This window comes from Streptomyces mutabilis (assembly GCF_046628145.1).
In the GTDB taxonomy this organism is placed as follows: Bacteria; Actinomycetota; Actinomycetes; order Streptomycetales; family Streptomycetaceae; genus Streptomyces; species Streptomyces mutabilis.
This window is the reverse complement of sequence record NZ_CP176874.1, coordinates 4,845,315-4,864,295: the sequence shown is the minus strand read 5'-3', so window position 1 is coordinate 4,864,295 and position 18,981 is coordinate 4,845,315. Positions and strand designations below refer to the sequence as shown.

The window sequence follows — 18,981 nt, the reverse complement described above, 5'->3', positions numbered from 1 at the left end:
GGACGGTTCGGGCACGGCGCTGGCTTCGCCGCAGATTAACGCGCGTAGACCTGCCTGAAAACCCCTTCTGTCCTTCTTGTTATCCGCCCGTGAGCAAGGCGGTGCGGGCGGAGGTACGGGGCTTGCCGGACGCAAACGGGGGGTGGCGGAGGGTGACGCCGGGGCGGCCGTCGCGGGCATGCCGAAGCGGGCGGGCGCCTCCCGGCACCCGCCCGCTTCATCCGGTTCTGTACGGGCCTGCGGGACTACTCGGTCTTCACCTTGATGGAGCCGGAGATGATGCCGTCCTTGGCCTTGGCGACGGCTTCCGTCAGGCCCGGGACCTCGGCGTACTTCGGGTTGGCGTCGGACAGGCCCACACCGTCGGACTTCAGGTCGAAGGTCTGGACGCCGGTCAGCGGTTTGCCGTCCTCGACCGACTTGGCCAGGGCGAACACGGCGCCGTCGATGTCCTTGAGGGCGGAGGTCAGGATGTAGTCCTTGTACGCCGCCAGGGCTTCCTGCTCGTACTGGTCGGAGTCGACGCCGATCGCCCAGACCTTCGCCTTCGCGGCGGCCTCGATCACGCCCTGCCCGGACAGGCCGGCCGCCTGGTACACGACGTCGGCCTTCTTCTCGATCTGCCCCTCGGCGGCGGCGCGGCCCTTGTCGGGGCTGGAGAAGCCGCCCTCCTCCGCGGTCTGCGTCAGGTACTGCGAGACGACCTTGACCTCGGGCTTGGTGTCCTTGACGCCCTGCTCGTAGCCGGCCTCGAACTTGTGGATCAGCGGGACGTCGACACCGCCGACGAAACCGACGACGTTGGTCTTGGTGGCCTTGGCCGCCGCGACGCCGGCCAGGTAGGAGGCCTCGTTCTCGGCGAAGACGAGGGACGCGACGTTCTTGCCCTCGACCACCGAGTCCACGATGCCGAAGGTGGTGTCCGGGTACTTCTCGGCGATGGCCTTCATCGCCGGTCCGTAGGCGAAGCCGACGCCGATGACCGGGTTGTAGCCCTGCTTGGCGAGCGAGGCGAGGCGCTGCTCCTTGTCGGCGTCGGTCTCGCCCTCGGTGGGCTCGATGGCGGCCGTCTTGTAGCCGAACTCCTTCTCCGCCTTCTCGAGGCCCGCGTGGGCGGCGTCGTTGAAGGACTGGTCGCCCTCGCCGCCGATGTCGTAGGCGATGGCGAGGCCCTTGTCGTCCTTGCCGCCCTCGTCACCGCTGTTGCTTTCGCCGCTGGTGCCGCCGCAGGCCGTGGCGGCGAGTGCGAGCGACGCGACCCCCACCGCGGCGCGGGTCAGTCTCGATATCCGACGCATCTGAAGTTCCCCATTCTCCAAAGCCCCGCAGCGGGTGCTCGGTTCGGCGCACATTAACGCGCGTAGAAACTCCTGGGAACGGGGTTCCGCAGCGCCGTTATCCATTCGTGCCGCTGGCCGGTTACGGCCCTGTGAACGACCGGAACGAACGGGAGCGAACGGTGTGTGCGGGCATGCCGCGCGACCTCGTGCGCTTGTGCATCAGGCTGCTCCCGGCCCGCCGGGGCCGCAAGCCGGCGGGCGGGGACGGCGGGCGGCGGGCCGGGCCGACGGCTAGACCGCGTCGATCAGCGCGGCGGCGGTGAACATCTCGACGCCGACGGTGATGGCGTGCTCGTCCACGTCGAAGTCGCCCTGGTGCAGGTCGCGGATCACGCGCTCGCCGGGCGGGCGGACGCCGAGGCGGGCCATGGCGCCGGGCACGTGCTCCAGGTACCAGGAGAAGTCCTCGCCGCCGAGGCTCTGCTCGGTGGACTCGACGGAGTCCGTGCCGCGCCGGGCGACCATGGCGGCCTGGAGCAGTTCGGTGCTGGTGACCTCGTTGACGACGGGGGGCACGCCGCGGACGTAGGTGATCTCGGACTTGGCCCGGTAGAGGTTGGCGATCTCGTCGATGGCGCCGACCACCAGGTCGGGGGCCTGCCGCCAGGCGTCGAGGTCGAGGCAGCGCACGGTCCCGGCGAGTTCGGCGTGCTGCGGGATGACGTTCGGGGCGTGGCCGGACTCGATCCGTCCCCAGGTCAGCGCGAGTCCGCTGCGGCTGTCGACGCGCCGGGCGACGAGCGGGGGCACGTCGGTGACGACGCGCGCGGCGGCGGTGACCAGGTCGGTGGTGAGGTGCGGGCGGGCGGTGTGGCCGCCGGGGCCGTTGAGGGCGATCTCCAGCCGGTCGCAGGCGGAGGTGATGGGGCCGACCCTGAGCCCGATCCGCCCTGCGTCCACCCGGGGGTCGCAGTGCACCGCGAGGATGCGGCGCACCCCGTCGAGCGCGCCGCCCTCGATGGCGTCGGCGGCACCACCGGGCAGCACCTCCTCCGCCGGCTGGAAGAGCAGCCGCACGGGCCGGGGCAGCAGGCCCTGCTCGTGCAGCTCGGCGAGCACCAGCCCGGTGCCGAGGACGACGGTGGTGTGGACGTCGTGGCCGCAGGCGTGGGCGCGGTCGGGCACGCGCGAGCGGTACTCGCACTCGCTCTTGGTGTCCGGGATGGGCAGGGCGTCGATGTCGGCCCGCAGGGCGAGCATGCGGGGGCCGCCGGCCCACTGCCCCGAGTCGGTGTTGGTGCCGATGTCGCAGACGAGCCCGGTTCCGATGGGAAGCACGCGCGGCTTGAGGCCGGCCCGCTCGAGCCGTTCCTTGATCGCGGCGGTGGTGCGGAACTCCTGGTTGCCCAGCTCGGGGTGCATGTGCAGGTCGCGGCGGAAGGCCACGAGCTCCGCGCGCAGCCCCTCGGGCAGCGCGCCGGGAAGCACGGCTTCCCCGGGAAGGTCGGCCTCGGACTCTGGGGACATCAGTTGCTTCACCCTCTGAAGGGTAGGACGCCCGGCCTGTCGCATGGCCCACGATCAACAAAAATTCAGCCCGTTAGGGGAAGAAACTCCGGCCGTCCTACGCATAGCTCTCGACTCGTTTGGGTAAACTCGCCCGCCTTCCGACCGAGCCGATCATGAGATCCACCGGAGTCGACGACACGGCCCGCTCCCCGGCACCCGTCCTGTCTTAGCGCGTACCACGCCCGGCCCGGCCCACGCGTCCGCGTTCACCGGCCGGGCGGCCCGCCGGTGCCGGCGGGCCGTCCGGCGCCTCGGCCCTCCTGCTCCTCAGCCCAGGAGGGCGCGCACGGCGGTGACGAGTTGGTCGGCGGCCTGGGCGAGCGCGCCGGTGCCGGCGAGGCACAGGGCGAGTTCGCGCACGCGGTCGGTGAGGGCGGGCCGGCCGGTGGCCGGGAGACCGGCCGACAGTTCGCCCTCGATCACGGCGAGGGCTTCCTCGGCGGTCTGCCGCTGGGCCGGTGTGACGCCGTCCGCCGGGCCCGCCTCGGCGAGGAGGGCGCGGAGCCGCGTGACCAGGGCGCCCACGTCCTGCTCGGTCCCGCCTCCGTGGGCCGCGCGGGCGCCCGCGCCGGCGGCCAGGGCGGAACCGGAGACGCCGGCGTTGCCGCCGATGACGATGCCGTGGTTGATGCCGCCGGGTTCGCTCACGGTGAGACTCCTCTGCGGTGCGGTGTGTGCGTGGTGAGGGGGATCAGGGCGTGGTGGCGGCGCCCTGACGGACGCGGGAGGCGGCGCCGGTCTGCGCACCGGGGCCGGTGGCGGCCTGGGCGCCGGGGCCTGCCGCGACGGCACCGTGCATGGTGCCGCCCGTCATGATGACGCCGTTGTTGAGGATGACGCTCCGGCGCTCCTCCAGTTCTGAGGTGTCGAGGCCGTGTTCCGCGAGCAGTTCGCCGAGGTCGGCGAGGAGCCGCAGCTCGATGCGGCGGGCGGCGCGCTGGACGTCGATGCGCTGGAAGTAGTTCGTGTACTCCCCCGAGTCGGCGTGCTCGCGCAGGCCGGTGCGCGCGCCGAAGTCGTACCGCCGGTCGTGGGCGATGACGTCCTGAAGGTGTTCCTCGCGGCGGCCCTCCGCGCGGGCGGCGAGAAGGCGGCCCAGCGGTCGGGCGACGGGGCCGCCGAGGCTTTCGTGCATCGCGGAGAGCGCGGCGGCGGCGATCCGCGGGGTGTCGTCGCCGTGGTGCCGTTCGGTGAGGCGGTCCACCTCCTGGTAGGCGCCGCGGACCGGGGTGAGGACCGACGCGGCGCTGTTGAGGTGGAGGGTCCCGGAGACGACGACGGCCTGTACGTGCACGGTGAGCACGATCTCGGCGTCCCACATCCGCACCTGGGCGCACACGCAGTGCCGTACGGGGCCGTCGACGCGTCCCCGCGCGGCTTCCACGACCGGGGCCTTCGCGTGCCGGGCCGGTCGGGACGTCAGGCGGGTGCCCGCGCCGTCCTCCGGCCAGAAGACGGAACGTGAGAAGGGTTCGGGCCCGTCGAGTTCGGTTCCGTCGACGTACAGCCGTTCCTCGACCAGGAGACCGGCGACGCCCCGCGGTTCGCTGCCGAGGCCGGCCAGGCCGTCGCGCAGGGCGACGACGAGCTCGTCCGTGGTGAGGGGGGCGGACGGCGCGGCGCCGGGGGCGGGCCGCAGCCGCAGGTCGAGGGACCAGGAGGTGAGCTCGGTGCCGGAACCCGTGAAGGGCCGGTAGCCGCTGTGGATGACGAGATTGTCGTCGTCGTGGGGAACGGCCGCGGTGTCCCGGGGCGGGGCGGGCGCCGGTGCGCCGGGCACGAGTTCGCGGGACGCGGTGTCCCACACCTCCTTCTGCTGCCGCCAGGCCGCCCACCACGGCACACCCGTCAGCAGGACCGCGGTGCACAGCAGCGCCGGCCAGAAGCCGGCGGGGCCCCACGGGCCCACCTGGGTCTGGGCGTACGCGCACAGTGCGGTGCCCACGGCGCTGAAGAGGCCGGCGGTGGCGAGACCGCCGGTCGCGTCCTCGACCCGCGGCGCACCGTCCTTGTCCCGGCGCAGGTCGTGCATGCCGGGCAGCCGCCGGACGCCGCCGCGCGTGCCGGCGGAGATCTTGGAGAGGAGGACGCGGGCGACGGCTGCGGCCGGCACGCAGAGCAGACCGGCCAGCCAGGCGGCGGAGACCACCAGGTCGCGGGTGTGCACGGCGGCGAGGGCGCGACGGGCGTGGTCGAGCAGCAGCCGCTGGTCGACGCCGTGGGAAGGGGCGTGGGCGCGGTGCCGCTCCTGCTCCAGTTCCCGGACGACGGCGCGGGCGAAGGACTCGTCGACCCAGGTGCCCGCGCACATGTGCCGGGTGGGAGTGTTCCACAGGTCCGGCGCCGGGCCGGGCGGTCTGGGCGCGGGAACGGTCGGTGTGCGGTCCGTGGTGGCGGGTCGGTGCTCCATGTGGCCCCCGTGCTGCGTGTCGGGACGAGGTGTGTCCCGGACAACGAGGAGCTACGACCGCTGGGTGCGGGCCTGGGGAGCCCGGTGGATGGCCACCGGGGGCGCGGGCCCGGGGCCCGCGCGCCGTCCCTCGGGCGCGCCCGGTGCGTTGTGACCCGCCGTCGGTACGGGGAGCTACCCGGCGCCCGCCACCGCCGACAGCCGGTGGACGTCCCGGGCCGAGCCGGTCACGCCGTTCAGGAAGCCCCGGGCGCGCGGTGAGGCGTGCTGGGTGAGCCAGGCGGGGTCGATGTCGCAGACGGAGACGCGGACCTCGGTGCCGGCCAGGGCGAGGGGGAGGGTGTGGACGACCGTGGACGGGAAGCTGAGGATGGTGCGGCCGATCGGGCCGCGGCGGGCGATCAGTTCCAGGGGGAGGTCGGGACGGACGATCTCCAGGCCCGTTTCCACCGCCAGCCGGTGCAGCTTCTCGGTGCTCTCGCGGCGGTGGGCGAAGTAGCGGGCCGCGCCGTGGGTCCTCGCCAGGCCGCGTACGGCCTCCAGGTAGCGGTCGGCGTCGACCACGCCGGTCTCCACCAGCGAGGTGCCGACCATGTCGGCGCCCTTGGTGATGCGGGGCGGGCCGAAGCGGGCGCGGGTCCAGGCGAAGTCGTTGGCGGTGACGGTGACGCCGTCCGGGGTGTCCTCGATCGGCATGGAGGAGAAGACCGAGACCTGGCGGTCCTGGTTCGGGGTCAGGCGGTGCCGGGCGGAGCGGGAGACGGGGGCGAAGAGGAGGTCGCGCGGGCCGGGGCGGCTGCCCTTGCGGTGCCAGCGGACCAGGCGCTCGCCGTGGGCCAGTTGGGTGACGAACTCCATCGTGGCCGTGCCGTCGTCGACGACGACGAGGTCGTGGGCGCGGGTGATGGTCAGGAGCAGTTGTACGTAGCGGGAGAACGGGTCGCCCATGACGATCCGTTCGGCCTGGCGCAGGGCGCCGGCCAGGCCGCCCACCGTGCGGAAGGGGGCCGTGGCGCCGCCGCGCGCCTCCTCCCAGCGGATCTCGTGCCCTTCCCGCCGGGCCAGTTCCGCCATGCGGCGGAGCTGGCCCCGGGTCATCGGATCGACCGGGGACAGGACCACGAGGGTGAGCTCCGCGCCGGGTGCGCGGGTGTGCGCCCACTCCAGCACGTTCAGCAGTTGTACCGGGCTCTCGACGAAGGCGAGAGTGCGGGGGCCGGCGTTCCCGGCGCGGGGGCTCATCGGTGTGGGACCGTCCCGTGGTGAGGGCCTGGTGGGGGTGTCGGGCCGGGTGTCAGACGGTGACGGGCTCGCCCGCGGCGGCGGCGATCTCCGCCTCGGCGACGACGCCGGTGACGCGGCGGAGCTTCTTCATCGGGCCCAGCTCGGACTCGTAGACCTTCTTGACGCCGTCGCCGAGGGAGGCCTCGATGGTGCGGATGTCGCGCACCAGGCGGGTCAGGCCCTGCGGCTCGACGGAGGCGGCCTGGTCGGAGCCCCACATGGCGCGGTCGAGGGTGATGTGGCGCTCGACGAAGGTGGCGCCGAGGGCGACGGCGGCGAGGGTGGTCTGCAGGCCGGTCTCGTGGCCGGAGTAGCCGATCGGGACGTTCGGGTACTCCTGCTGGAGGGTGTTGATGACGCGGAGGTTCAGCTCCTCGGCCTGCGCCGGGTACGTCGACGTGGCGTGGCACATGAGGATGTTGTCGCTGCCCAGGACCTCGACCGCGTGGCGGATCTGCTTCGGCGTCGACATGCCGGTGGAGAGGATGATCGTCCGGCCCGTGGCGCGCAGGGCGCGCAGCAGCTCGTCGTCGGTCAGGGAGGCGGAGGCGACCTTGTGGGCGGGGACGTCGAACTTCTCCAGGAAGGCGACGGCTTCGGTGTCCCACGGGGAGGCGAACCAGTCGATGTTCTTCGACTTGCAGTACTCGTCGATCTGGCGGTACTCGTCCTCGCCGAACTCCACGCGGTGGCGGTAGTCGATGTACGTCATCCGGCCCCAGGGCGTGTCGCGCTCGATGTCCCACTGGTCACGCGGGGTGCAGATCTCCGGGGTGCGCTTCTGGAACTTGACCGCGTCGCAGCCGGCCTCGGCGGCGGCGTCGATCAGCTTGAACGCGTTCTCCAGCTCACCGTTGTGGTTGATGCCGATCTCGCCGGTGATGTACACGGGGCGGCCGGGGCCGGCCTCGCGGGTACCGAAGGTGCGGATGCGGGAGTTGGTGCTCATGACAGGGGGTTCCTTACTTGGACTGGGTGATCGTGGGGGATTCGAGGGAGTCGAGTGAGGGGCCGAGGATCCAGCTCGCGATCTCCCGGATCGCGCCGTCACCGCCGGGGACGGTGGTGACCGCACGGGCGGCGCCGCGTACGGCGTCGTGGGCGCTCGCGACCGCCACGGGCCAGCCGACGAGGGCGAAGCACGGGAGGTCGTTGACGTCGTTGCCGACGTAGAGCACGCGTTCGGGCGCGATGCCCTGCTCCTCGCACCACTGCTTGAGGGCGAGGTCCTTGCGGTCGATGCCGTGCAGCACGGGGAGCTTGAGCTTGCGTGCGCGGGCGGCGACGACCGGGTTCTGTTCCGTGGACAGGATGAGCATCGTCAGGCCGCTGCGGCGCAGGGCGGCGATGCCGAGCCCGTCGCCGCGGTGGACGGAGACGAACTCCCGTCCGTCGGAGTCGATCAGCACCCGGTCGTCGGTCTGGGTGCCGTCGAAGTCGAGGACGACCGCGTCGATGTCGGCGGCGGTCGGGAGGGCGCCGGGCCGGGCCGCGTCGAAGTGCGGTGCCAGGGCACGGGCGCGGGCCAGGTCGTGCGGGTCGTCGATCTCCAGGACGCGGGCCGGGTCGGTGCGGACCAGCTCGGTGCGGCCGAAGAAGCGGTGCCGGTGCTCGCGGAAGCCGGGTGCGGCCATCGCGTAGGCGGCGCCGGTCTCCAGCAGGTCCTGGGGGCGGTCCTGGCGGCGGGGGCGGTAGGACTTGTCGTGGTTGACGCCGTAGCCGCCCTCCTCCGGGCCGTCCTCGTCGGCGCCGTCGCGCCACACGAAGCCGTGGAACGGGGCCACGGTCACCGCGGTGTCCGCGCCGTTCTCGGCGACCGCGCCGGCCACCCCGTCGATGTCCTCGCGGACGATGAAGGGGCTGGTGCACTGCACGAGCAGCACCACGTCGACGGCGGCGCCGTGCAGGGCCTCGTGCGCGTCCATGGCGTGCAGGACGGCGGCCTCGGAGGTGGCCGTGTCACCGGCGATGGCGGCGGGCCGCAGCACGACCTCGGCGCCGGCCTCGCGGGCCACGGCGGCGATGGCCTGGTCGTCGGTGGAGACCACGACGTCCGTCACCAGCCGGGTGGCCAGGCACTCGCGCACCGCGCGGGCCACCAGGGGGACGCCGCCGACGGGGGCGAGGTTCTTCGCGGGCACGCCCTTGGAGCCGCCGCGCGCGGGGATCACCGCGAGCACTCGGCGCACCGAGGCGCCCCGGCCCGCTTCCGGGTTGGACATGGGGTCTGCTCCTTGCGCAGGTGACGCCGGTGACGCGGATGTCCGGGGAACCGCGGGGGTCCCGGGTATCGGCCCGCTCACAGCTCCCCCATCCGCCGGATCACCGGGGCGACGCGCTGGACGCCGTGGCGGTAGGCGCCGCGGGCGGCCCGGCGGACGACCTGGCGGACCGGGCCGGGTGCCTTGTCGGCGGCGGGGGCGCCCGGCAGCGGGGCGCCGTCGGGGGCGAGGTGGTGGCGGGCGAGGATGCCGGGGAGGTACCGGGGGGCGGTGACGGTGGTGTAGTACGGGGCGATCGGAGGCAGGCCGCCGGGCCGGCCGCGCAGGGCGGCGATGCGCTCCCTGGCCCGGTCGAAGGCGCTCTCGTAGGCGCCGCCCTCGGCCGCCACGCCCTGCCGGGCGACCCACTCGGCGTCGGGCACCGGGCGGTGGCCCTCGTCGAGCTGGTCCCAGGAGGCGAGGCAGCCGGAGCCGACGAAGTGGTGGTTGCCGAGCGTCTCGCGGACCCCGAGGTCGGTCAGTACGGCCGTGGGGATACGGCGGTGCAGGGACTCCAGCGCCGCCGTGGAGCTGATGGTGACCAGCAGGTCGGTGCGGTCGAGGACCTCGCCCATGTGCCCGTACACCAGGCGGAAGTTGGGCGGCGGGTCGGCCCGCTGCACCAGCTTCTGGTACGGCAGTTCCTCGATGTGCGTGGTGTGCTCGCCGGGCTTGGAGCGCAGCTTGAGCACGACTTCCCGCTCGGGGTGGCGGCGGGCGTGCCGGATCAGTCGTTCGAGGAGGTACACGCGGTCCCCGCGGTTGTCCGGCACCGAGGGCTGGGCGGCGAAGACCACCGTGTACGGGCGGTCGTCCCGGCCGGGCTCACCGGTGTAGGCGGCTCCGCCCAGGAAGGGCAGGGCGACCTCGGTCACCGCCGAGGCGTCGGCGCCGACCCCCTCGTACACCGCCCGGAAACGCTCCGCGTCCTGGCGGGAGTTGGCGAGGACGACGTCGGCGCCGTGGCGCAGCAGCAGGCCGTCGGCGAGCTTCTCGTAGACGACGCCGACGTAGCCGGTGACGACCACGGGCCGGTCGGCGCGGTCCTGCCAGACGCGTCCCAGGCCGTGCAGCATGGCCTGGACGCCGCCGCCGACCAGGGCGAGGACGAGGACGTCGTAGCTCTCCTCGCCCGTCGCGTCGCCCATCGCGCGCAGGAACTCGACGGCGGTCACCTCGCGGAGCGTGTCCGCGGTGACGCCGACTTCCCTGAGCTGGCGGGGGGTGGGGGTGGCTCGGCCGCGCAGGAGGTAGCCGTCGAGGTGGACGTCCGTGCTCCCGGGGGATTCGGGGGCGATGCGGCTCGCGGTGAGCGCGCCCCATTTCCACCGGGTGTCGGAGTCCGCCAGGACGGCGACTCGCAGGGCCTTCGTTGCACTTGCTGGCACGTCGTAGACGCTAGGAAGCCATTTCTAGGAACCGCCCAACCGGAATCCAACAAATGGTGAACAGCACATCGCCGAATGGAGAATCGGCTCGTCCGGTGTCCGGAAAAATGTTCGCTTCACTGCTTCGCCACGCCGCGTTCACCTCATATCAAGGTGCGGGTAAAGCCGAATGACGGGCCGCCGCATAACCTCGCCGACGTGCCCAAGCTCTCCGTCATCGTGCCGTTCTACAACGTGCGGCAATACGCACCAGACACCCTGCGGAGTCTGCTCGCCAACGCGCGGGACGACTTCGAGTTCATTCTCGTCGACGACTGTTCCACCGACGGGACCGTGGACCTCCTCGCCCGCGCCGAGCGCGAGCTGCCGGGGGCGGTGCTGGTCATACACGAGAAGAACGGCGGGCTGGCCACCGCCCGCAACACCGGCATCGACCGGGCGCGCGGCGAGTACGTCACCTTCCTGGACGGCGACGACTGGCTGGCGCCGGGCCACTGCGCCCGGCTGGTGGCCGCGATCGAGCGGCTGGGCGTCGACTTCGTGCGCACCGACCACGTGCAGTGCACGGGCCGGGCCCGCACCCTGCACCGGGTGCCGCACGGCCGCCGCAACGTGGCGCTGCGGCCCCGCGACGCGATCCTGCCCGCGCACCGGACGACCTCCGTCGACTACGCCTACGCGTGGGCGGGCGTCTACCACCGCCGGCTGGCCGAGAACGGCCTGCTGCGGTTCACCGACGGGCTGCGCACGGCCGAGGACCGGCCGTGGATCTGGAAGCTGCACCGGGAGGCGGAGTCGTTCGCCGTGACCGGGCTGCTCGGCGTCTTCTACCGGCGCGGGGTGGCGTCCTCGCTCACCCAGATCGGTGACGTCCGCCAGCTCGACTTCATCCGCGCCTTCGACGAGGTGCTCGCCGGGGCGGCCGGGGACCCGGACGCCGCGCGGCTGGTGCCGAAGGCGGTGCGCACGTACTGCGCGATCATCTCCCACCATCTCGGTTCCATCGAAAGGTTCGAGCCTGCCGTGGCCCGGAAACTGAAGGCGATGAGCGCGGCGGCGCTCGGACGGATGCCGCAGGACGCCCTCGACGAGGTGCTCGGCTCGATGGACGCCGAGCGCGCCACGCGGCTGCGCCGGCTGCGGCGCCGTGCGGGGGCGGCCCGGCGGGAAGCGGAGGCGGCGGCGTGACCACGCAGATCTTCCTGGCCTCGACGCTGTACGGCACCGCCACGCTCGCCGCGGCCCTGGACTCCGGCTGCTTCGACGCGGCCGACCGGCGGATCCTGCTGGTCTCCAACAACGCGGCGACGCCCGAGACGACGCCGTCCCTGGACGCGATGCCCGGGTTCGAGCAGCTGCGGGGCCGGTTCGACGACGTGCTGTCGTGGAACGAGACCGTCTTCCCCTTCCATCCCGGCGACTGGTCGCCCCGGCCGGGGGACGTGCCCCTGTGGGAGCGGCACCTGCGGCTGGCCTGGGGGCTCGGCGACGACGACGTGGCGCTGGCCGTGGAGTCGATCCAGGTGCACCCCGCTCTCGGTGTGGCGCAGATCTTCACCGACGCGCCCCTGACCGTCTACGCGGACGGCCTGATGAGCTACGGGCCCACCCGCACCAAGCTGGCCCCGCTGGTCGGCACGCGCGTGGAGCGCCTGCTCCACCTCGACCTGGTGCCGGGGCTCACGCCGCTGCTGCTGTCGGAGTTCGGCGTGGAGCGGGAGATCGTGCCGGCCGCGGCGTTCACGAAGGTGCTGGCCGGGCTGGCGGGCACCGGCGCCGGGCTGCCCGACGTCGAGGGGCCGGCGGTCCTGCTCGGCCAGTACCTGTCGGCGCTGGGCATCCTCTCCGCCGAGGAGGAGGAGCGGCTGCACGTGCGGATGCTGACGGGCGTCGCCGGCCTCGGGCACACCCGCGTCGTGTTCAAGCCGCACCCCACGGCACCGGCCCGCTTCACCCGCACCCTGGAGGAGGAGGCCGGCCGGCTCGGCGTCGACCTCACGGTGGTGGACACGCCCGTCCTCGCGGAGGTGCTGTTCCAGCGGACGCGTCCGGCGCTGGTGGTCGGCTGCTTCTCCACCGCGCTGCTCACCGCGTCCGCGCTGTACGGGCTGCCGGTCGCCCGGGTCGGCACCGACACGCTGCTGGACCGGCTGACGCCGTACGAGAACAGCAACCGCGTGCCCGCGACGATCGTGGACGCGCTGCTGCCGGACCTGTCCGACGCCGCCGCCGTCGCGGAGGGCCGGCCGGGCACGGACGCCGACGCCCTCGCCGCGCTGGTGCGGGCCGTCGGGTTCGCGATGCAGCCGAAGGTGCTGCCCGAGCTGCGTCCGGCGGCCGAGGAGTACCTGCGCGAGCACCTGGACGCGCGGACCCGGCGGTACTTCAAGAAGCGGCGGCTGACGTCGCTGGGGCTGCCCGGCGGGATCCCCGCACGCCTGGGCTTCCTGCCGCACAACTCGACGGCGCGCCGGGTGGTCCGGCGGGCCCGGGCCATCCGCCGCTCGATCCGGAGGTGAGGCCGGCGGGTGAACCCTCGCCGCCGGGCGCGACCGGCGGGTGAGCCGCCCGGGCGGTCGTACCGGTCACCCGTCCGGACGGTCGTACCGGTCATCCGCCCGGACGGTCGTACCGGTCATCCGCCCGGACGGTCGTACCGGTCATCCGCCCCCAAGCGGGCGTACCGGTCACCCGCCCGCCGGCGGCCGTACCCGTCACCCGCCCGCGGGCGAGTGTTCACCCGCCGTGCGCCGCGAAGCCACCCGCGGCCCGTCGCGCTGGGGCACATTCGGCCTCCGGTCGCAGAACGGTGGAGCGGATGACGAAGCCCCTGGCGGGATTGTTCAAGGCACGGCAGAAGGAGGCAGCCAGGCCGGCGCTGTACGCCCGGGGCCTGCGCCTGTGCGGCGAGCACCTGGCGGCGCGGGGTGCCGGGTCCACTCCCCCGCGAGCCCGGCTGACCGAGGCCATCGGCACGTTCGCCGCCTCCCTCGACGACCCGGCGGCCGACCCCTTCGACGCCCTGCTCCAGGTCGGCGAGCGCGCGCTGGAGGCCGGCGGGGAGGACGGACCCGGCCTCGCGCTCGGGGTCGCCGAGACGGCGAGCGGGATCCGGCAGCGGTCCAAAGGCGCCTGGCGGCTGCGCGGCCTGGCCCTGGACGCGCTGGGCCGCGACGACGAGGCGCTGGCCTGCTACGAGCGCTACGCCGCCCTGCTGCCGGACGGCCGGCCGGCCCCGGAGGTGGCCCGCAGGACGGACACCCTGCGGCGCCGCCGGGAGTGCCTGGACGCGGCGATCGCCCTGTTCCCGGAGACCGGCGGCCCGCTGCGCGAGCTGCTCGCCGGGCCCGGCGCGACCACCGCGGCCGTCGCCCCGCGGTTCGCCGCGTTCGTGCGGGCGCGGGTCGCCGAGCACGGGCCGGGCGACCCCGCCGTACGGCGCCTGCTGGCGCTCCACGGCGACTACCGGCGGCTCGTCGAGCGGGCCGGGATGCCCGACCCGCTGCTGGGCGGCACCACGCCGGTCGGCGTCGGCGGGCTGCGGAGCCTGGTCGCGGGGCGGACGGTGTGCGTGGTCGCCAACGCGGGCGACGTGGCCGCGAGCACCCTCGGCGCCGAGATCGACGCCTACGACCTGGTGGTGCGGTGCGACGCGTTCCGCGTGCGGCCCGAGGGCACCGGCGAGCGCACCGGCCTGCACGCCGTGACCCTGCGCGGGGACACCCCGTGGGACGGTCCGGCCTGGACGCGGCGGGCCGGCATCCGGCTGGTGTTCGGTGATCCGGCCGCAGCCTGGCGCCGCGCCACCCGGCAGCGGCTGGTGCCCGGAGCGCAGGAGCACGTCGGTGACGCCTCCCTGCGCCGGCCCCTGCACGACCCGGCGCTGCTGGGCGAGGACGCCTGGGGGACGGCGCCGACCACCGCGTTCACCGTCCTGAGGCTGCTGGACTTCCTGGACGCGTGCCCCCGCCTGGACCTCGTCGGCTTCACCCTGCCCGGCCGGCTGCGGCCGAGGGAGGCCGAGTGGGTCATGGACCGCGCCACGCACGTCGACGACCGCAAGATGAGGATCGCCCTGCGATGACCCACTCCTCCGCCCCCTCCGCGGACGACCGGAGCACCGTCACCGGCAGACGCCGGATCGCCTTCGCCGTCCACACCGACGAGGACGGCCTGTCGGACCTCCTCGTGCTGATACGCAGCCTGGTGCTGACCAACCCGGCGGTGTGCGAGGACTTCGTGGTCCTCCACCCGGGCCTGGCCGACGCCTCCTTCGACGCGCTGCGGCGGCTGCACCCGCGCGTCGTCACGCGTCGGGCGGAGGACCGCCGGGACGTCTTCCGGCTGGAGGGCTACGACACCGTCGTCGCCCTCGACCCGGGCATGGTCGTCGTCGGTGACCTCGGCGAACTGCTGCGGATGCGCCACGGGGTGGGCGCCGTCCAGCAGTTGCTGTGTGCCGGGGAGCCCGGGGAGCGGCGCGCCGTGCTGCCGGACGGCCTGTTCGTCGTCCAGCGCGCCGACGTGGACGACGCCCTGGCCGGCCGGCTCGCGGACGCCGCCGACGGGGATCTCGGCCCGGCGCTCGACGGCGTACTGGTCCCTCTCGACCCGCGGTACGACTTCCTCGCCCGCCGCCTCCACGACGACCTGCCGGTACCGGCGCACGTCGCCGTGGTGCGCTTCACCGGCCCGCCCGACGCGCCCGGGTACGGGCCGGCGACCGAGGCGCGGCGCCGCTTCGAGATGAGCGACGAGGAGTTCCGCGCCGCCTACTGCGCGCTGCCCGGCCGCAGGCACCCCGACCTGCTGGCGCACCTGGCCCCGCCCCTGCTGGCGGCCCGCCCCTCCCTGGACCTGGCCCGCACGGTCGCGGACGTGCACCGGCAGCAGGGCCGCTACGCCGAGGCCGTGGAGGTCCTCGCCCCGGTCGTCGGGGACCGCCTGGACGCGCCGCGCTGCCACGAGACCCTCGGCGTCTGCCTGATGGCGCTGTCCCGCTACGAGGAGGCCGAGGCGCACCTGCTGCTCGCGGCGGCCTCCCCCGACGTCGCCCCGCGCGCCTTCGCGCAGCTCGCCCGGCTGGCGTGGCTGTGCGGACGGGAGGACGAGGCGCACGCCTACGCCCGCGACGGCCTGGAGGCCGACCCCACCGACGCCGGCTGCCACAGCTGGTACGTGCGCACCCGGCCGGACGTGCCGGAGCCCCGACAGCCGGGTGACGCCGCCGACCGGCAGCTGGCGCACGTGGCGCTGTTCGCGGAGGGGCAGGAGAACGCCGGGGACAAGGTGCTGCCCGAGGCGGTGCGCATGTGCTTCGACAGCGACACCGGCCCGCGCCGCTGGTACCGGCAGCCGGTGCACCGGCTGGTCGACGAGGCCGCCCTGGAGCAACTGAACGCGCGGCGCGGGGTGATCGTGGGCGGCGGCGGGCTGTTCCTGCCGGACACCTCCCCCAACGGCAACAGCCACTGGCAGTGGAACGTCCCGGACGATCTCCTGGCCCGCCTCACCGCGCCGCTGGCGGTGTTCGCCGTCGGGTACAACGTCTTCGACGGGCAGCTCTACCGCCGGGGCCGGTTCGCCGAGAGCCTGCGGGTCCTGGTCGAGCGCTCGGCGTTCTTCGGGCTGCGCAACCACGGCTCGATCGACCGGGTCCGCGAGCTGCTGCCCGCCGGGCTGCGCGACCGGGTGCGCTACCAGCCCTGCCCGACCACGGTGGCCCGGCACCTCGCCCCGGACCGGTTCGCCTCGGTGGAGCGGTCCGACACGGTCCTGGTCAACTGCGCCTACGACCGCGCGGGCCTGCGCTTCGGGCACGACTACGGCCACTTCCTCGCCCAGATGGCCGGCGCGCTGCGCAGCCTGCGCGACCGGGCCGACGTACGGTACGCGGCCCACATGCCGGCCGACGAGAAGTTCGTGCACGACCTGCGGCGGGAGCACGGGCTGGCCCTGCCCGTCGAGCAGCTCTACGACCTGTCGAACGACGGCATCCGCGACCTGTACGGCCGCGCGCGCCTGGTGATCGGGATGCGCGGGCACGCCGGGATGATCCCCTTCGGCTGCGGGACCCCCATCCTGAGCCTCGTCTCCCATCCCAAGCTCGCCTACTTCCTCTCCGACATCGACCGCCGGGAGTGGGGACTGTCCGTGCACGACCGGGAGCTCGGCCCCCGGCTCGCGGAGCGGGCGGCGGCGGTCCTCGACGATCACGCGGCGGCGGTGGCGGACGTGCACGGCGCGCAGGAATTCCTGTGGAAGACCACTCGGTCGAACATCGAGGAACTGCGGAACACCTTCCGCATGGGGTGAGACACCAAGAATTCATGTCCGCTGCGAATGGAGTTCGCCTCCGCGCGTTCCGTGCGACACCGCCGGCTCCGGGCGCGTAGTTAGCCTGTTCCAATCCCCGACCTACGAGCGTGAGAGGCCCGCGTGCCGAAACTGTCCGTCGTCGTCCCCATGCACAATGTGGAAGCCTTCGCCGAGAGCACTCTGAGAAGTCTCGCCAACAACGCGGACCCGGACTTCGAGTTCCTCCTCGTCGACGACTGCTCCACGGACGCCACGTCATGGGCGATCGACCGCTGGGCGGAGTCACGCGCCGACACCCGGGTGATCCGGCACGAGACGAACATGGGCATCGCCCAGGCGCGCAACAGCGGGATCGACGCGGCCCGGGGCGACTTCGTCACGTTCCTCGACGGTGACGACTGGTACGGTCCGGGATACCTCGCCGAACTGGTCTCCTGGGCGGAGGAGTTGGACTGCGACTTCGCGCGCACCGACCACGTGCAGGCCACCGGGACCGAGCGGGTGATCCGGCGGCCCCCGGCCCCGGCCCGCAACACCGTGATGGACCCGCGCGACGGCATAGCGCCGCCCCACATGGAGACGATGGTCGACTACCCCTTCGTCTGGGCGGGGATCTACCGCCGGCACCTCTTCGACGACGGCGCGATGCGCTTCGCGACCGAACTGCGCACGGCCGAGGACCGGCTGTGGATCTGGCGCCTGCACCTGAAGGCCGCCTCGTACGCCTCCGTCGGTCTGCACGGGGTCTTCTACCGGCGGGGCGTGGCCACCTCCCTCACCCAGATCAAGGACGCCCGCCAGCTCGACTTCATCCCGGCCTACGACATGCTCCTGAAGGACCTGCTGGCGGACCCCGAGGCCGAGCGCTTCCTCCCGAAGGCCGTACGCACGTACTGCGCGATGATCGCCTTCCACCTCGGCAAGGTGGACGAGTACGAGACCTCGGCGGCCCAGCGGCTGCGGCGGGAGGCGCGGGACGCGCTGCACCGCATGCCCCAGCACGTGCTGGACGAGACCCTGCGCACCATCGACAAGACTCGGAGCAGGTTGCTCAGCCGCCTGCGTGACGGGCGGAAGGCTGCCTGATCCATGCCCCACAAGACCCAGATCTTCCAGGTCTCCACCCTGTACGGGGCGGCCACCCTCGCCGCGGCGCTCGACGCGGGCCTGTTCGGGCCGCGCGACGGGGCCCGGCGCATCCTGCTGGTCTCCAACAACGCGGCGATACCCGAGACCGCGCTGCGCCTCGACGAGATGCACGGGTACGAGCGAATATCCGGCCGGTTCGACTCCGTGGTCAGCTGGAACGAGGCGATCCGCCCGCACCACCCCAGCTCCTGGGGCCCGCGCGGCAACGACACGGCGCTGTGGCAGAAGGCGTTCCGGCTCGCCTGGGGCATCGGCGAACGCGAACTGATCGAGCTCGCCGTCGAGTCGATCCAGGTCAACCCGGCCCGCGCGCTGGCGGCGATCTTCTCCGAGGCGGCGCTGCACGTGTACGCCGACGGCCTGATGAGCTACGGCCCGACCCGCGAGAAGCTGCCGCTGACCCTCGCGCGCCGCATCCGGCGGCTGCTCCACCTCGACCTGATACCGGGTCTGAGGCCGCTGCTGCTGTCCGAGTTCGACGTCGAGCCCGAGGTCGTACCGGACGACGCGTTCCGCGCGGTGCTCGACGAGATATCCCGGGAGGCGGCGGACGACCCGCGGCTGGCGCCCGTGGTCCGGGAGAAGCCGACCGCCGTGCTGCTCGGCCAGTACCTGGCGGCGATCAACATCCTGAGCGCGGAGGAGGAAGAGGACCTCCACGTCCGCATGCTCACCGGGGCGGCGCGCGCCGGGCACCGCTCCGTGGTCTTCAAGCCCCACCCGACCGCCCCCGCCGGTTACACGGCGGCGCTGAGCAAGGCGGCGGCGGACGCGGGCGTGCGGCTCACCGTCCTGGACGCGCCGCTGCTGGCCGAGACGCTGTACGACCACTGCGCGCCCGAACTCGTCGTCGGCTGCTTCTCGACGGCGATGGTGACCGCCTCCGCCTACTACGACGTGCCCATCGCCCGGGTGGGGACCGCGCTGGTGATGGGGCGGCTCAAGCCCTACCCGAACAGCAACCGCGTGCCGCTGGCCGTCGTCGACCACCTGGTGCCCGACCTGGAGCGCGGGCAGAGCCCGGCCCTCGTCGAGGCGGCACCCGCGACCCTGTCGCCGCTGGTGCGGGCGATCGGCTTCTGCATGCAGCCCAAGACGTACGCGGAGCTGCGCGAGCCGACGGAGACCTGGCTGCGGGCCAACCTGGCGACCAGCCCCGGCTACTACTTCCCCGAGCTGCGGCTGACCGAGCTCGGTCTGCCCGGCAGCCGCCCGCAGCTGCGCGCGAAGCTCCAGGTGCGGCGGGCCCGTCGGGTGGTGCGCAGGGCGGTGCGGCGCGGCGCCGGGAAGAAGTGACGCGGTAGGACGGTGCCGGAAGCGAC

At 73.6% G+C, this 18,981-nt stretch carries 14 protein-coding genes; 6 read left to right on the top strand and 8 right to left on the bottom strand.

The annotated features are described in order from the left end of the window. Positions 1 to 245: 245 nt before the first annotated feature. From ACLIN4_RS22040 to ACLIN4_RS22005, 8 genes are all read right to left on the bottom strand, one after another. Positions 246 to 1,298, bottom strand: a complete 1,053-nt coding sequence (locus ACLIN4_RS22040) for a BMP family lipoprotein (protein WP_107478715.1) — start codon at positions 1,296 to 1,298, stop codon at positions 246 to 248. Between the two features lie 273 nt (positions 1,299 to 1,571). After that, positions 1,572 to 2,807, bottom strand: a complete 1,236-nt coding sequence (locus tag ACLIN4_RS22035) for a M20 family metallopeptidase (RefSeq protein WP_100046705.1) — start codon at positions 2,805 to 2,807, stop codon at positions 1,572 to 1,574. A gap of 309 nt (positions 2,808 to 3,116) precedes the next feature. Then, positions 3,117 to 3,497, bottom strand: a complete 381-nt coding sequence (locus tag ACLIN4_RS22030; protein WP_381911768.1) for a hypothetical protein — start codon at positions 3,495 to 3,497, stop codon at positions 3,117 to 3,119. A gap of 43 nt (positions 3,498 to 3,540) precedes the next feature. Continuing rightward, complete coding sequence (locus ACLIN4_RS22025; RefSeq protein ID WP_411576141.1) at positions 3,541 to 5,259, bottom strand: hypothetical protein; 1,719 nt, start codon at positions 5,257 to 5,259, stop codon at positions 3,541 to 3,543. Between the two features lie 174 nt (positions 5,260 to 5,433). Continuing rightward, positions 5,434 to 6,501 (bottom strand): hypothetical protein, encoded by a 1,068-nt coding sequence (locus ACLIN4_RS22020; protein ID WP_100046708.1) that lies wholly within the window; start codon positions 6,499 to 6,501, stop codon positions 5,434 to 5,436. A 52-nt stretch (positions 6,502 to 6,553) separates the two neighbouring features. Beyond that, positions 6,554 to 7,492 carry an N-acetylneuraminate synthase family protein gene (locus ACLIN4_RS22015; protein WP_289904489.1) on the bottom strand — a complete coding sequence of 313 codons (939 nt, stop codon included), beginning with the start codon at positions 7,490 to 7,492 and terminating at the stop codon, positions 6,554 to 6,556. A gap of 13 nt (positions 7,493 to 7,505) precedes the next feature. Beyond that, positions 7,506 to 8,765, bottom strand: a complete 1,260-nt coding sequence (locus ACLIN4_RS22010; RefSeq protein ID WP_289904492.1) for an N-acylneuraminate cytidylyltransferase — start codon at positions 8,763 to 8,765, stop codon at positions 7,506 to 7,508. Between the two features lie 77 nt (positions 8,766 to 8,842). Further along, positions 8,843 to 10,192, bottom strand: a complete 1,350-nt coding sequence (locus tag ACLIN4_RS22005; protein ID WP_289904494.1) for a DUF6716 putative glycosyltransferase — start codon at positions 10,190 to 10,192, stop codon at positions 8,843 to 8,845. Positions 10,193 to 10,390: 198 nt separating this feature from the next. On the opposite strand from ACLIN4_RS22005, the gene ACLIN4_RS22000 reads away from it, so the two are divergent. From ACLIN4_RS22000 to ACLIN4_RS21975, 6 genes are all read left to right on the top strand, one after another. Beyond that, positions 10,391 to 11,380 (top strand): glycosyltransferase family 2 protein, encoded by a 990-nt coding sequence (locus ACLIN4_RS22000; protein WP_219182728.1) that lies wholly within the window; start codon positions 10,391 to 10,393, stop codon positions 11,378 to 11,380. Next, positions 11,377 to 12,711: a polysialyltransferase family glycosyltransferase gene (locus tag ACLIN4_RS21995; protein ID WP_381938901.1), complete on the top strand. Its 1,335-nt coding sequence runs from the start codon at positions 11,377 to 11,379 to the stop codon at positions 12,709 to 12,711. Before ACLIN4_RS22000 ends, ACLIN4_RS21995 begins: the two co-directional genes overlap by 4 nt. Positions 12,712 to 13,010: 299 nt before the next feature. Continuing rightward, positions 13,011 to 14,276 carry a hypothetical protein gene (locus ACLIN4_RS21990; RefSeq protein WP_411576140.1) on the top strand — a complete coding sequence of 422 codons (1,266 nt, stop codon included), beginning with the start codon at positions 13,011 to 13,013 and terminating at the stop codon, positions 14,274 to 14,276. Continuing rightward, positions 14,273 to 16,507 (top strand): polysaccharide pyruvyl transferase family protein, encoded by a 2,235-nt coding sequence (locus ACLIN4_RS21985; RefSeq protein WP_411576139.1) that lies wholly within the window; start codon positions 14,273 to 14,275, stop codon positions 16,505 to 16,507. The genes ACLIN4_RS21990 and ACLIN4_RS21985 overlap by 4 nt, the downstream gene beginning before the upstream one ends. A gap of 123 nt (positions 16,508 to 16,630) precedes the next feature. Further along, positions 16,631 to 17,596: a glycosyltransferase family 2 protein gene (locus ACLIN4_RS21980; RefSeq protein WP_289904511.1), complete on the top strand. Its 966-nt coding sequence runs from the start codon at positions 16,631 to 16,633 to the stop codon at positions 17,594 to 17,596. Positions 17,597 to 17,599: 3 nt separating this feature from the next. Continuing rightward, positions 17,600 to 18,955 (top strand): polysialyltransferase family glycosyltransferase, encoded by a 1,356-nt coding sequence (locus ACLIN4_RS21975; protein ID WP_107480169.1) that lies wholly within the window; start codon positions 17,600 to 17,602, stop codon positions 18,953 to 18,955. The last annotated feature ends 26 nt before the right edge of the window (positions 18,956 to 18,981 follow it).